The following is a 13,999-nucleotide window of genomic DNA, read 5'->3' as shown; positions in this document are numbered from 1 at the left end:
GTGGCAGTTGATAGAGTTCCTGTTCTTAAAAGATGTAGATCCCTTGGTCTTGATCCGATCTATTTAGGAATAGATAAAAAATCAAAAAGAGAATTAAAAAGAGCTAACAGAAAGATGAGCGAGTACGGCATCCAGCTTAGAGAAAAGCAGAAAGCCAAGTTCGTTTATGGAGTTCTTGAAAAACCTTTCCGTAACTACTATGCTAAGGCTGAAAGAATGAATGGTCTTGTAGGTGAGAACCTTATGATCCTTCTTGAAAGAAGACTTGACAATGTAGTATTCCGTATGGGATTCGGAAGAACAAGAAGAGAGACCAGACAGATTGTTGATCATAAGAGCATTCTTGTAAATGGTAAATGCGTAAACATCCCTTCCTTCTTAGTTAAGCCAGGCGATGTAATTGAAGTAAAAGAAAAATGCAAAACCAATGCAAGATTTAAAAGTGTTCAGGAAGCGACTGCTGGCCGTATGGTTCCAGCATGGCTTGATGTTGATCATGAGAATTTACGTGGTACTGTTAAAGAGTTTCCAACAAGAGATGAGATTGATGTTCCAGTGAATGAAATGCTTATCGTCGAGTTGTACTCCAAATAATTGAAAGTCTGTTGATAGAAGCCGGCTTTCGCCCGGGGGGCATCTGCCTCCGGGCAAGGTTTGAGTATAAGACCCTCGATACAAAATACCCAAAAGGAGGGGCTATTAGTGTTCGATTTTGAAAAACCAAACATTGAGATTGCTGAAATCTCAGAAGACAAAAAATATGGCAAGTTTGTAGTTGAACCGCTTGAAAGAGGTTATGGTACTACTTTAGGTAACTCCTTAAGAAGAATCATGCTATCTTCCTTACCGGGCGCTGCAGTCAGTCAGGTAAAAATCGACGGCGTTTTGCATGAATTCAGTTCCATATCTGGCGTAAAAGAAGATGTGACTGAAATCATTATGAACATCAAGAGCTTATCTATTAAGAATAATAGCGACACCAATGAAGCGAAAGTTGCATACATCGAGTTTGAAGGCGAAGGTGTTGTAACTGCAGCGGATATCCAGGCTGATCCTGATATTGAGATCATGAACCCGGAGCAGGTAATCGCTACCCTTAGCGGCGGTACAGACAGCAAGTTCTATATGGAGCTTACCATTACCAAGGGCCGTGGCTATGTGAGCGCAGACAAGAATAAGAGTGAAGATTTACCGATTGGCGTTATAGCCGTTGATTCTATCTATACACCAGTAGAACGCGTCAACATGACGGTACAGAACACCCGAGTAGGTCAGGTCACTGATTATGATAAGCTGACATTAGATGTATTTACAAATGGAACCCTGGCACCAGACGAGGCTGTAAGCCTTGCTGCAAAAGTGCTGAGTGAACATTTAAATCTTTTCATTGATTTATCTGAGAATGCCAAGACTGCTGAAGTTATGGTAGAGAAGGAAGATAATGAAAAGGAAAAAGTGCTTGAGATGAACATTGATGAACTGGAACTTTCCGTTCGTTCATACAATTGTCTTAAGAGAGCTGGAATCAATACGGTGGAAGAACTGTGTAACCGTACTTCCGAAGATATGATGAAAGTTCGTAACCTTGGCCGCAAGTCTTTAGAAGAAGTGCTGGCGAAGTTAAAAGAGCTGGGTTTACAGCTTAATCCAAGTGATGATACCAATGCTTAATTGGCGTTTAAACGCTTGAATTAGATGGATACCATCTTTGCGGATTCTGCAAAGAAACCCGCCAAATGCTCAAGGTATGGAGAATTAGCACTGGTACAGTAAGACCGAAGAAGCGTGTATCTGTGTTCCACAAATGGAGGAATTATAAGATGGCAGGATATAGAAAGCTGGGAAAAACTTCCAGCCAGAGAAAAGCATTAATCAGAAGCCAGGTAACTGCATTAATATATAATGGCAAAATTGTAACAACAGAAGCAAGAGCAAAAGAGATTCGTAAAGTTGCAGAAGGTCTGATTGCTTTAGCTGTAAAAGAGAAAGATAACTTTGAGACTGTAACAGTTACAGCAAAAGTTGCACGCAAAGATAAAGAAGGCAAGAGAGTCAAAGAAGTTGTAAACGGCAAGAAAGTTACCGTATATGACGAAGAAGAGAGAGAGATCAAAAAAGATCTTCCTTCCAGACTTCATGCCAGAAGACAGATGTTAAAAGTTCTCTACGATGTGACTGAAGTTCCGACTGAAGCTGCAGGAAGAAAGAAGAACACAAAGTCTGTTGATTTACCTAAGAAGCTTTTTGAAGATATTGCACCTAAGTATGTTTCCCGTAACGGTGGTTATACCCGTATCGTTAAGATCGCTCAGCGTAAGGGTGACGGAGCAATGGAAGTTCTTCTTGAGCTTGTATAATTAAATAATCGAATCCCGATATGGAAGTTTCTTCTGTATCGGGATTTTTTTGTCGTTTGATAGGAAATGTTATTCCTGCCCTTATAAATGCAAGAATAAAGAAAGAATATCGTAAGTTGACGGTGTGTTGCTTTCCGGGCTATAATGTTAAATATAGAATAATTTGGCTGAATTGCCAGATTCCTTAAATAAAAGAACGGGAGGAATAAATATGAAACATGTTACGAGACTAATGGCTTTGGCATCACTGATTACTCTGATGGGAGTCAGTGTTCCTTTTGAAGCATTAGCCGCCGCAAAAACCATAACGTCCGTTACAATTAATGCAGGTTTGGAAGACTTAACCCCAGGAGAGACATTACCGTCAGAGACTTCCTTTAAGACTACGGAAGGTACTGGCAATTATGTTTATACCAATAACAATAGATATGAAGTGTCAGATGTGGAGTGGCTTACGTCAGATACTAAAGAGATGAAGATCGGTTCTGAGCCTAAGATGAAAGTAACCTTGCACGCTTCGGACTCTTCTGAATATGCGTTTAAAGGTGGATACCAGGCGAGTAATGTAAGCATTAAGGGCGGGACATACGTGTCATCTAACCGGTCTGGCACAGATACTTTATATGTTACTTTTACATTTAAGCCCATTAAAGGGACCTATGAATCACCGGAAGAAGCTGACTGGAGAGATTCCGGTTATGGCAATGCCAGATGGAGCAGTGTAAAAGAGGGATCTGGAGCATATGATGTGTATCTGTATCGTGGCAGTTCTATCATTAAGAAGGTTGAGAAGTTAAAAGCAACGGCTTATAATTTCTATCCATATATGACAAAAGCAGGAACCTACACATTTAAAGTCCGTACAGTTCCTTCTACAGAAAAAGAACAGAAATATGGAAAGAACAGTGACTGGACGGAATCCGGTGAGATCTATGTACCTCAGGAAAAAGTATCTGATGGACGGGGGCAGGAAAGCGGCAATGGTACTCCTGTTTTATCCGGTCAGGACGTAGGCTGGATTAAAAGCGCAGATATCTGGTACTACCGATATCCGGATGGTTCTTACCACAAAAACAGTTGGGCAAGTATTAATGGAAACTGGTATTTATTTGATTCCAATGGAGCCATGCTGACCGGGTGGCAGCAGAAGAATTCTATCTGGTATTATTTAAACCCATCCAGTACAACTGGCACAGAAGGTGCCATGGTTAAGGGCTGGATTAAATTAAATAATGTATGGTATTATTTGAATCCGTCTACAACAACTGGTACGGAAGGTGCTATGATAACCGGCTGGATTAACCACAATAATAAATGGTACTACACAGAAAATGGTGGTGTTATGCAGGAAGGCTGGAAGCAGGTAAATGGTAAATGGTATTATTTCTATCCAGGTGAAGGCTCTATGGCAGTCAATACTACCATTGGAGGATTCCCTGTAGATGGGAATGGTGTCTGGAATAAGTAATAGCAGGAAAGAAGGGGGATACAGATGAAATGGATGCGCAGGAAGACACCTTGGCTGATGTTTTTATGTACTGTCATGATTTTTGGATCAGTGATGACAGCCAATGCTGCAGCGGGCAGACTGCGGATTCGCCTGGAGCATGGAAATAAGAGCAGTTGGACAGAAGGAATTCAAATACCAGTGGTAACGGTTAATTTTTCAGAAGAAACTCCGGAATGGAGTAAGGATCCGGAACACTGGATACCTGGGAAAAAGGTAACGGCAGTCATAAAAGTACCTGATGTCTATACCAGTTCTGAATGCACTGTTTACGGCGGAAAACTGCTGTCTGTAAAGGCTGGTGACGAAGAATCAGAGATCAGGGTTACCTACGTTCCCGCAGCAAAATTAGAAGCAACAGAAAAAGCGGGCTGGAGTGATACAACCAAAACAAAAGCATCGTGGAAAAAAGTTCCCTTTGCTTCCAAGTATCAGGTGGTTCTCTACAAAGAAGGCGGTATATGGGTAAAGAGTCTTACCACGTCCTCTACCAGTGTGGATCTTTTAAAATACATGGAAAATGGAACGAAATATTATTATACAGTAAAAGCGGTTTTAAAAGACTCCTCAGAAGAAGAATATTTAAAAGAAGGGGAACCCGTTGTTTCAGACGATTCCGTTGTTCAGGAGCTGGGTGAGACTAACGGAACCTGGGCAGAATATAAAGACGGAAAAAAGTATCGGTGTGAAGACGGAACATATGCTGTTGATTCATGGAAGATGATAGGCGGAAAATGGTACTATTTTAACAAAGACGGATTTGCCATGACAGGCTGGCAGCACATAAGCGACCATTGGTATTATCTGGGAGCGGGTCATGTAATGTTAACTGGCTGGCAGCAGATAAATGGAAAATGGTATTATTTAAATCCGGCAGGCGATATGGCAACCGGCTGGATTCAGCCACAGCCAGATAAATGGTATTATCTTTATTCCGATGGCAGTATGGCAGTTAATACTATAATTAATGATTTATATTCTGTTGATAGTTCTGGTCTTTGGGTCCAATCCAATTAAAATAAGAGAATGGTGCAGGGTTTTATATCTGTGCCATTTTTTTATTTTATAAAACATTTGTGACGATGCTTGACTGTTTGACATAATTCAACTAAAATTATGTGTCATAAGCTTGTATAAAATTAAGACAGAAAGGTCTGCTATGGGAATAATAAAAGCGTCAAAGCTGATATTTGATTATGTCAGAAGAGATGAAGAAGAAAATATAGAAGAGATAAAACGTGCCATCGATGATGTGGATTTAGATATTGAGGCAGGGCAGTTCGTTGCCATATTAGGACACAATGGTTCTGGAAAGTCTACATTTGCCAAGCAGTTAAATGCAATCTTACAGCCGACAGAAGGAACCGTCTGGATTCAGGGACTTGATACTGCTCTGGAAGACAATCTGTGGGAAGTGCGTAAGAGAACTGGAATGGTGTTTCAGAATCCCGATAATCAGATCATCGGAAATATTGTAGAAGAAGATGTAGGGTTCGGTCCTGAGAATCTGGGCGTTCCAACAGAGGATATATGGAAACGGGTGGAAGAAAGCCTGGAAGCAGTAGGAATGGCACCATACCGTTTAAAATCGCCCAACAGGCTGTCAGGAGGACAGAAGCAGCGGGTTGCCATTGCCGGAGTTATGGCAATGAGACCTCAGTGTATTGTTTTGGATGAACCAACTGCTATGTTAGATCCGAATGGACGCAAAGAAGTGGTAAAGACTGTTTTGGAATTAAATAAAAAAGAGGGAATTACCGTACTTCTGATTACTCATTACATGGAAGAGGTAACGGATGCTGACCGGGTAATTGTTATGGACGCAGGAAAAGTGGTTATGGACGGAACTCCAAAAGAGATATTTTCCAGGGTAGAAGAACTGAAGTCTTACCGCCTTGATGTTCCTCAGGTTACCGAGTTAGCTTATGAGCTGCAAAAGCATGGTGTGGATTTACCCGATGGAATACTTACTTTAGACGAGCTGATGGAGAATCTTGTTCCGAAGTTTTCTAGTCACGTTTCCCGAGAGGATTCCATGAAAGGAGAGGACCGTGGGAATTAAAGCTGAAAATCTGAATTATATTTATGGGCATGGAACCGCTTTTGAACAGCATGCCTTAAAGGAAGTGAATTTTGAGATCAAGGATGGAGAATTTATTGGACTGATCGGACATACAGGTTCCGGGAAATCCACCTTGATTCAGCATTTAAATGGACTCATCCGGGCTACCAGCGGAGCAATCTATTATAATGGAAAGAATATCTATGAACAAGGATACGATATGCGGTCTTTAAGAAGCCATGTGGGACTTGTCTTCCAGTATCCGGAACACCAGCTTTTTGAGATGGATGTATTTACAGATGTGTGTTTTGGTCCGAAAAACCAGAAGCTTTCCAAAGAAGAAGTGGAAAACAGGGCAAAGGAAGCACTTGTCATGGTAGGAATGGATGAAAGTTATTACAAACGTTCTCCTTTTGAACTTTCCGGCGGTCAGAAGCGCCGGGTTGCCATTGCTGGTGTTCTGGCAATGAAGCCTGAGGTTCTGATCCTTGACGAGCCGACGGCAGGACTGGACCCAAAGGGAAGAGACGAAATTCTGGACCAGATTGACCGGCTCCATAAAGAACATCACATAACCATCATTCTGGTGTCCCACAGCATGGAGGACATTGCCAGGTATGTTGACCGTATTTTAGTTATGAATCATGGGCAGAAGGTGTTTGATGATACCCCCAAAGAGGTGTTTAAGCAGTACAAAGAACTGGAAGCCATTGGTCTTGCAGCGCCGCAGATTACCTATGTGGTTCATACGCTGAAAGAACAGGGAATTCCGATTGATGATAATATTACAACCGTGGAAGAAGCCAGAGACGAGATTTTAAGGCTTCTGGGAAAATAGATCAGGAGATACTATGTTAAAAGATATTACGTTGGGACAGTATTATCCTGTGGACTCCATTCTTCACCGACTGGACCCCAGGACAAAACTGTTTGGGACTATGGTTTTTATCATATCCCTTTTTGTTGTAAACAGCATTTGGGCATATTTACTTGCAACTGTATTTCTGGCAGTTGCCATCCGGTTAAGTAATGTTCCGTTTTCTTATATGATCCGTGGATTGAAAGCAATTGTTTTCCTGCTTTTGATCAGTGTCAGCTTTAACCTGTTTCTGACTCCGGGAGTAGAGATTTTTCGTTTGGGGTTTGTGAAGGTGACAAAGGAAGGGATTCAGATTGCAGCATTTATGGGAGTGCGGCTTATATATCTGGTGGTTGGTTCTTCCATTATGACATTGACTACCACACCCAATCAGTTGACGGATGGGCTGGAAAAGAGTTTAAAGTTTCTAAATAAAATAAGGGTGCCGGTTCATGAAGTAGCCATGATGATGTCCATTGCTCTTCGTTTTATTCCGATTCTTGTAGAGGAAACAGACAAGATCATGAAAGCACAGATGGCAAGAGGGGCTGATTTTGAGACAGGGAATCTGATTCAGAGGGCAAAGAACATGATTCCTCTTCTGGTACCTCTTTTCATATCTGCATTTCGAAGGGCTACGGATCTTGCCATGGCAATGGAAGCCAGATGTTATAGAGGCGGAGAGGGCCGCACCAAGATGAAACCACTCCGATATGCCAAAAGAGATGGGGGTACCTATCTGATTTATCTGGTGTATCTTGGAATGATTATAAGTCTGCGGGCAATTCTATGATAAATTCTGCCAAAAGGAGAACACATGAAACGGGTAAAGATGATCGTTGCCTATGACGGCACCAATTACTGCGGATGGCAGATTCAGAAAAATGGTATTACTATAGAAGAAGTATTAAATAAGAAGCTTTCAGAGTTATTAAAAGAGCCGATTGTTGTTATCGGTGCCAGCAGAACCGATTCCGGAGTACATGCCATGGGAAATGTGGCTGTGTTTGATATGACCAGCAGAATGCCTGGGGATAAGGTCTGCTTCGCATTAAACCAGCGGCTTCCTGATGATATTCGTATTCTGCATTCCGAAGAAGTTGCACCGGATTACCATCCAAGAAAACAAAATTGCATTAAAACATATGAATATAAGATTCTAAACCGGAAGATTGAGATTCCTACCCAGCGTCTGTACAGCGATTTCTGCTATATTCCTCTTGATGTGGAAAAAATGCGAAAAGGAGCAGCTTATCTGGTAGGAGAACATGATTTTAAAAGCTTCTGTACGGTCAGAAAGCAGGCGGAGGAGACGGTCAGAACTATTTACAGCCTGGATATTGAGATGGAAGAGGGTTTGATTACCATACGGATTAAAGGAAGTGGATTTTTATATAATATGGTAAGAATCATTGCCGGAACGCTTATGAAAGTGGGAATGGGCGCTTATCCGCCTTCTCATATGGAGACCATTCTTGACGCCAGGGACAGGATGGCGGCAGGTCCTAAGGCAGCGGCAAGAGGGCTTACACTGGTCAGCCTGGACTATGAAAAGAAACTAAAGAAAGAAATACACGGTGAAAATAAAGATTGGAGTTATACTCTTTGTCAGGAGCAGGTGATTTCTGCGGGAGATGCCTGGCTGACAATCCACCGCTGCCGGGAAGAAGACTTTGAACGGCTTCTAATACGGGTGGTTCATCAGGCGGTTCGAAACGGTGCTTTGAGGGTATATGTGAAAGATGAGGAAATAGATGGAAGAATCCGGATTGGAAGACAATATGGTTTTTATATTTTCCAGCGTGCACAGGAAGATTCCCCTTGGTATGTCACACAAAAATAAGCTTTAAAACCTTGATTTTATGGGGGAAAAAGGTTGACACATTGGATGGAATGTAATATAATGTATAACTGTGACGTTAGGCGAAAATGTTCAGCCATGCCCCGGAGTGAGCATTTTTTCATATAACATATTTAGAAATTTTTTTTAGTTTCTGAATAGAGCGTATTGTATTTTGATACGGACCATCGGATTATGGAATGTGCTTTCATAATGCGGTTATGAATTAAAACACCAGAATTTACAGGAGGTTGTCCAATGAAGACTTTTATGGCTAGTCCAGCAACAATTGAGAGAAAATGGTACGTCGTTGACGCTACAGGATATACATTAGGACGTTTGGCATCAGAAGTAGCTAAGGTATTAAGAGGTAAGAATAAACCGACCTACACACCACATATGGATTGCGGTGATTATGTGATCGTTGTAAACGCAGATAAGATTTCCGTTACAGGTAAGAAGTTAGATCAGAAGATTTATTACAATCACTCTGAGTATGTTGGCGGAATGAAGGAAACAACATTAAGAGAAATGATGGCTAAAAAGCCTGAGAAAGTTATGGAATTAGCTGTTAAGGGTATGCTTCCAAAGGGACCTTTAGGAAGAAGCATGATAACAAAACTTCATGTATTTGCAGGTGCAGAGCATGATCATGCGGCTCAGAAACCAGAAGTTTTAGAAATCAAATTTTAATTAGAGGTACTGAAAGGAGGAAGTTATCATGGCTAATGCAAAATTTTACGGAACAGGCAGAAGAAAAAAATCTATCGCTAGAGTATATTTAGTACCAGGTACAGGTAAGATCACAATCAACAAGAGAGATATTGACCAGTACTTAGGTCTTGAAACATTAAAGGTTGTTGTTCGTCAGCCATTAGTTGCTACAGAGACTATCGAGAAGTTTGATATTTTAGTAAACGTTCACGGTGGTGGATTCACTGGACAGGCTGGTGCAATCAGACACGGTATCTCAAGAGCTTTACTTCAGGCAGATGCAGACTATCGTCCAATTCTCAAAAAAGCTGGTTATTTAACAAGAGATCCAAGAATGAAAGAAAGAAAGAAATACGGCTTAAAAGCTGCTCGTCGTGCACCACAGTTCTCAAAGAGATAATCTCTTACGAGAAAATATCAACAAAATATACGCCATACGGCGATCAGAACCTCCCAAGACGATGCGAATACAATTCGTATTCGTCTGGGAGGTTTTTGTATTACAAGAATAAAGAAATGGTGGATGAGGTAAAATGGAGCCATATTATTATAGTCAGATGAATAAGCAGCAGCAAAGAATTTACCAGTTGATTAAGAGCGGCGTGGAGTCGTTCTCCCAAAGCTTTGATGTCCCGAGAATTGATGGAACAGAGCTGAGTGATATTTTTCATAAGTTAAGATTGGATTGTCCGGAAATATTTTATGCTTCTACATTTCGTTATTCTTTCTATGATGATTCTACGTTGTTAAAGGTAAAACCGGTTTATTTGTTTGAAAAGAATAAAATCAAAGAGCATCAGCTTGCAATGAAGACCAGGGTGGAGAAACTTGTCCGGGTGGTGAAAGAGAAAAGTGACTGGGAAAAGGAACAGTACATCCATGACTTTATCTGTGAAAACGTGACTTATGATAAGCTTAAAAAACAATATTCCCATGAAATTATAGGTCCCCTGGGACAGGGAGTGGGAGTGTGTGAAGGAATCGCAAAAGCGGTAAAGATCCTTTGTGATCAGTTGGCAATTCCCTGTATTGTTGTCATTTCGGAAAATAATCCGGAGAAGAACATTAAATACCGCCATGCCTGGAATGTGGTTCGGATTGATGGAGCATGGTATCATCTGGATGCAACGTTTGATAATACACTAGGCAAAAAAGAAGTGAGATATGACTATTTTAATCTGGGTGATAAAAGTATGTTTAAGGATCACGAGCCTTTGATCTATAAAGCTCCTGTGTGCAGGGAAGATAATAGGTTTTATTACAAAGAGAAAAAGCTATCTTTCACCAAACAGGAAGATGTGGAAAAACGCTGCAAACAGGCGGTTAAAAAGGGAAAAGTACTGACCTTTCAGTGGCGAGGCGGTTACCTCACAAAGACGGTTATTGAGGAGCTGCTGCATAGGATCGCTGAGGCAGGTACAGAAAAAAACATGCACAGTCAGGTTTCAATTAACTGGCAGCAGGCGGTCATACGTGTGAAATTTATTCGGGAGCAGATAGATGCTTCGGTGAAGATGGAAGATGCGTACGAAGAAGAGAATGATGCCGTATCATTAGAATAGAGGACAAGTTTTGATAAGAAATATGATATCTGTTCTATAAAAGTATGGGTTTTTCTGATAGACAAAATCACGTTCATTCCAAAATTTAATAATTATTTTAAATTTAGTTTATAAAAATATAATTGGACTCTATTGAAATAAAGGAATATAATAGTTCTTATGTTTGAATCGTAAATAGTGTTTTTTTAAAAAGGATAAGATAAATTTATGAAAAAGAGCATATGCAGATTTGAGACTCAATTACGTTTAAAATAATCATTAATAAGGAGAAAAAAGAATGAATGAAGTGATCCAAAATATTTTGACAAGAAGAAGTGTAAGAACCTATCAGGAAAAACAGATTTCTGGTGAAGATTTAAATGCAATACTGGAAGCGGCAAAGTTTGCTCCCAGCGGAATGGGAAAACAGTGTTGGCATTTTACCGCAATACAGAACAAAGAAGTCATTGACAAACTTGTCCTGACCGTTAAGGAAGCATTGAAGAAGTCTGAGATTGAACAACTGAAAAAGATGGCCGACAATCCTGCATTTAATCCTTTTTATAATGCTCCTACTATAGTTCTTACTGCTTATGATAGAAATGCACAGACAGGAATGGAGGATTGTGCGGCAGCACTTCAAAATATGTTTTTGGCGGCTCATTCATTGAATATTGGTTCATGCTGGATTCAGATATTAGCCATAACCTGCAATGATCCGGAAGTAAGAAGTTTGCTTACTGAGTTGGGGATTCCAAAAGATTATGATTTGTGTGGAACTGCAGCACTTGGGTATAACAGCAAGGAAGCTCCAAAGGCAGCGCCCAGAAAAGAAGGCATTGTTACGATTATAAAATAATATGGGAGAATTTGGCGCAGGCAATGTCAGGAGAATAGTAATTTTATATTGACGTTTAAGCCATAATGTGATAACATACCACATAATTAAATATTTGCACTACAAAGGATTGCGATGCAATCCGGAGTATAAGAAAAGGCTATGAAAAGAAAGAGTAGCATTTTCGATTCCAGACAGAAAGATGCCGGTTGATGAGAGGCTCATGGATAGGAGATGTGAATACGTCTTGGAGCTGCGCACCAAAACTGGAAAGGAGTAGGCTGCGACGGAAAGCACACCGTGATCAAGTGCAAGGGTATCGCCAATGCCGTACCCGATAAGGTAGACAGTGTGAGCTGTCTATGAACTTAAGGTGGTAACACGAGATCAACTCTCGTCCTTTTGGAAACATCAGGACGGGAGTTTTTTATTTTACAGGAAGATAGAAACGCCTCGACTCTTTGTTTTCTGTATTTCTTATAGATTCTGCAAATATTTATAAATATACGAACAGGAGATGTTGAAGGATGTTAACACCAAAGGAGCAAATAAAGATTATCTGCAAAGGAGTCAATCACTGCGTCAGCGAGGAAGAGCTGTTTGCAAAACTGGAGCGGTCTTACAATCAGAACAAGCCTCTTATCATCAAGCTGGGGCTTGATCCATCTGCACCAGATATTCATCTTGGGCATGCCGTTGTTTTGAGGAAGATCAGGCAAATGCAGGAACTTGGACATGAGGCGGTTATTGTAATCGGAGATTTTACGGGAAAGATTGGAGATCCCACAGGAAAGTCAAAAGGAAGAAAGGCATTGACTGAGGAACAGGTGAAACAAAATGCACATACCTACCAGGAACAGATTTTTAAAATTCTGGATCGGGAGCGGACCAAGGTGAGGTTTAACAGTGAATGGCTTTCAAAGCTTAATTTTGAAGAGGTGATCAGTCTGGCGGCTTCTACCACGGTTGCAAGAATGCTGGAGCGGGATGAGTTTGAAAAACGTTTTCAGAATGAGGTTCCCATTGGAATTCATGAGTTTTTTTATCCGCTGATGCAGGCTTATGATTCAGTAGAATTGCATGCGGATATTGAGCTTGGGGGAACGGATCAGGTTTTTAATATTCTTATGGGAAGAACCCTTCAAAAAGCCAGGGGCCAGGAGCCGCAGGCAGCTTTATTTATGCCCATTCTGGAAGGGCTTGATGGAGTGGAGAAGATGAGCAAAAGCCTTCAAAACCATATCGGAATCAGTGAACCGGCAGAAATAATGTTTAAAAAGGTTATGGAAGTGCCGGATCACCTGATCATCAGATATTTTGAACTGGCAACGGATGAGCATCCAGACAAAGTGAAAGCCATCCAATCAGAGCTTCTTGCAGGAATTAACCCCAGGGATATCAAATTCCGGTTGGCACAAATTATTACTGGACTATACCACTCGGATGAAGAACTGCAGAAGGCAGTTTCTTACTATGAAGCCGCTTTTAGCAAAAAGACGGTTCCAGATGACATTCCTGTTTTGCTTTTGGCAATCGGAAAAGAGACGGTGAATGACACCATCCCTCAATTAGCTGCCATGGGACTGGTAAAAAGCAGAAGTGAATTTTTACGTCTTATGAAGCAAGGGGGAGTCAGACTTAATGGAGAGAAGATTGGAGAAGAGGAACTAAATACAGTGTTGTTTAATCTTGATGTTCTGAAAATAGGGAAAAAGGTGTTTGTAAGAATTAATAAATAAGAAATGTAAGTGATACAGAAAATAGTTCGGGGAATTGATTATCTGGGATCGCTTGAGGCTGAGATGAAAACCATGAAGGAAGGAGAAAAACGGAAGTGAGTACAGAAGTTAAGTTTTATGAAGAGGCAGAGGATCATAAACTCCGATTTGCGGTGATTATAAGCAGATACAATGGAAAATGGGTGTTCTGCAAACACAGAGAACGAAATACCTATGAGGCACCGGGGGGACATCGGGAAGCTGGGGAGACCATTTTCCGCACAGCAGAAAGGGAACTGCAGGAGGAAACAGGTGCCATTGATTTTAATATAATACCGTTATGTGTCTATTCCGTAAAGGGTAATACAAGGGTCAATGAGAAATATGATCAAGAAACATTTGGGATGCTTTATTTTGCTGAAATTTATAGTTTTGAGAAAGAGCTGCATAGTGAAATAGAAAAGATATTGATTACTGAGGACTTGCCAACAGAGTGGACGTATCCTCTGATACAGCCTCGATTATTGGAATTCGTTAGAAAATCTGGCTGTATGTAAGTTTTT

15 protein-coding genes and 1 other annotated feature are annotated in these 13,999 nt (G+C 40.8%); all 15 genes read left to right on the top strand.

The window, feature by feature from the left end; translation table 11 throughout:
• The 15 genes from rpsD (at position 1) to FAY33_RS05760 (ending at position 13,993) form a co-directional block, all read left to right on the top strand.
• Positions 1-594, top strand: coding sequence for a 30S ribosomal protein S4 (gene rpsD / locus FAY33_RS05830; RefSeq protein ID WP_143319824.1), 594 nt, complete (start codon positions 1-3; stop codon positions 592-594).
• A gap of 108 nt (positions 595-702) precedes the next feature.
• A complete protein-coding gene (locus tag FAY33_RS05825; RefSeq protein ID WP_143319823.1) occupies positions 703-1,671 on the top strand; it encodes a DNA-directed RNA polymerase subunit alpha in 969 nt (322 codons plus the stop codon).
• A gap of 149 nt (positions 1,672-1,820) precedes the next feature.
• The gene (locus tag FAY33_RS05820; protein WP_143319822.1) at positions 1,821-2,357 is read left to right on the top strand and encodes a L17 family ribosomal protein; all 537 of its coding nucleotides are present in this window, start codon (positions 1,821-1,823) and stop codon (positions 2,355-2,357) included.
• Between the two features lie 211 nt (positions 2,358-2,568).
• Entirely contained in the window at positions 2,569-3,825 is a 1,257-nt protein-coding gene (locus FAY33_RS05815; RefSeq protein WP_143319821.1) for an N-acetylmuramoyl-L-alanine amidase family protein, read from the top strand.
• Between the two features lie 24 nt (positions 3,826-3,849).
• Positions 3,850-4,881 (top strand): N-acetylmuramoyl-L-alanine amidase family protein, encoded by a 1,032-nt coding sequence (locus FAY33_RS05810; protein ID WP_143319820.1) that lies wholly within the window; start codon positions 3,850-3,852, stop codon positions 4,879-4,881.
• Positions 4,882-5,023: 142 nt separating this feature from the next.
• Complete coding sequence (locus FAY33_RS05805) at positions 5,024-5,926, top strand: energy-coupling factor transporter ATPase (protein ID WP_143319819.1); 903 nt, start codon at positions 5,024-5,026, stop codon at positions 5,924-5,926.
• A complete protein-coding gene (locus FAY33_RS05800) occupies positions 5,916-6,764 on the top strand; it encodes an energy-coupling factor transporter ATPase (protein WP_143319818.1) in 849 nt (282 codons plus the stop codon). Before FAY33_RS05805 ends, FAY33_RS05800 begins: the two co-directional genes overlap by 11 nt.
• Before the next feature lie 13 nt (positions 6,765-6,777).
• Positions 6,778-7,578, top strand: coding sequence for an energy-coupling factor transporter transmembrane component T (locus tag FAY33_RS05795; RefSeq protein WP_143319817.1), 801 nt, complete (start codon positions 6,778-6,780; stop codon positions 7,576-7,578).
• Positions 7,579-7,602: 24 nt separating this feature from the next.
• On the top strand, positions 7,603-8,628 hold the full coding sequence (gene truA / locus FAY33_RS05790; RefSeq protein ID WP_143319816.1) for a tRNA pseudouridine(38-40) synthase TruA: 1,026 nt from the start codon (positions 7,603-7,605) through the stop codon (positions 8,626-8,628).
• Positions 8,629-8,883: 255 nt separating this feature from the next.
• A complete protein-coding gene (rplM, locus tag FAY33_RS05785) occupies positions 8,884-9,318 on the top strand; it encodes a 50S ribosomal protein L13 (RefSeq protein ID WP_143319815.1) in 435 nt (144 codons plus the stop codon).
• A gap of 28 nt (positions 9,319-9,346) precedes the next feature.
• A complete protein-coding gene (gene rpsI / locus FAY33_RS05780) occupies positions 9,347-9,739 on the top strand; it encodes a 30S ribosomal protein S9 (protein ID WP_143319814.1) in 393 nt (130 codons plus the stop codon).
• A 133-nt stretch (positions 9,740-9,872) separates the two neighbouring features.
• Positions 9,873-10,901, top strand: a complete 1,029-nt coding sequence (locus FAY33_RS05775; protein WP_143319813.1) for a transglutaminase domain-containing protein — start codon at positions 9,873-9,875, stop codon at positions 10,899-10,901.
• A 277-nt stretch (positions 10,902-11,178) separates the two neighbouring features.
• Positions 11,179-11,739, top strand: a complete 561-nt coding sequence (locus tag FAY33_RS05770) for a nitroreductase (RefSeq protein ID WP_143319812.1) — start codon at positions 11,179-11,181, stop codon at positions 11,737-11,739.
• 132 nt (positions 11,740-11,871) lie between these two features.
• Positions 11,872-12,123 (top strand) — a binding site (T-box leader).
• A gap of 122 nt (positions 12,124-12,245) precedes the next feature.
• Positions 12,246-13,457, top strand: coding sequence for a tyrosine--tRNA ligase (gene tyrS, locus FAY33_RS05765; protein WP_143319811.1), 1,212 nt, complete (start codon positions 12,246-12,248; stop codon positions 13,455-13,457).
• A gap of 95 nt (positions 13,458-13,552) precedes the next feature.
• Positions 13,553-13,993, top strand: coding sequence for an NUDIX domain-containing protein (locus tag FAY33_RS05760; protein ID WP_143319810.1), 441 nt, complete (start codon positions 13,553-13,555; stop codon positions 13,991-13,993).
• Positions 13,994-13,999: the final 6 nt, after the last annotated feature.

Source organism: Clostridium sp. HBUAS56010, from assembly GCF_007115105.1.
Taxonomy (GTDB): Bacteria; Bacillota; Clostridia; order Lachnospirales; family Lachnospiraceae; genus Lacrimispora.
This window is presented reverse-complemented; position numbering and strand designations above follow the sequence as displayed.

Coding starts and splice junctions, on each gene's coding strand:
- FAY33_RS05820 (WP_143319822.1), top strand. CDS start 1,821: ATGGCAGGATATAGAAAGCTGGGAAAAACTTCCAGCCAGAGAAAAGCA.
- FAY33_RS05815 (WP_143319821.1), top strand. CDS start 2,569: ATGAAACATGTTACGAGACTAATGGCTTTGGCATCACTGATTACTCTG.
- FAY33_RS05810 (WP_143319820.1), top strand. CDS start 3,850: ATGAAATGGATGCGCAGGAAGACACCTTGGCTGATGTTTTTATGTACT.
- FAY33_RS05805 (WP_143319819.1), top strand. CDS start 5,024: ATGGGAATAATAAAAGCGTCAAAGCTGATATTTGATTATGTCAGAAGA.
- FAY33_RS05795 (WP_143319817.1), top strand. CDS start 6,778: ATGTTAAAAGATATTACGTTGGGACAGTATTATCCTGTGGACTCCATT.
- truA (WP_143319816.1), top strand. CDS start 7,603: ATGAAACGGGTAAAGATGATCGTTGCCTATGACGGCACCAATTACTGC.
- rplM (WP_143319815.1), top strand. CDS start 8,884: ATGAAGACTTTTATGGCTAGTCCAGCAACAATTGAGAGAAAATGGTAC.
- rpsI (WP_143319814.1), top strand. CDS start 9,347: ATGGCTAATGCAAAATTTTACGGAACAGGCAGAAGAAAAAAATCTATC.
- FAY33_RS05775 (WP_143319813.1), top strand. CDS start 9,873: ATGGAGCCATATTATTATAGTCAGATGAATAAGCAGCAGCAAAGAATT.
- FAY33_RS05770 (WP_143319812.1), top strand. CDS start 11,179: ATGAATGAAGTGATCCAAAATATTTTGACAAGAAGAAGTGTAAGAACC.
- tyrS (WP_143319811.1), top strand. CDS start 12,246: ATGTTAACACCAAAGGAGCAAATAAAGATTATCTGCAAAGGAGTCAAT.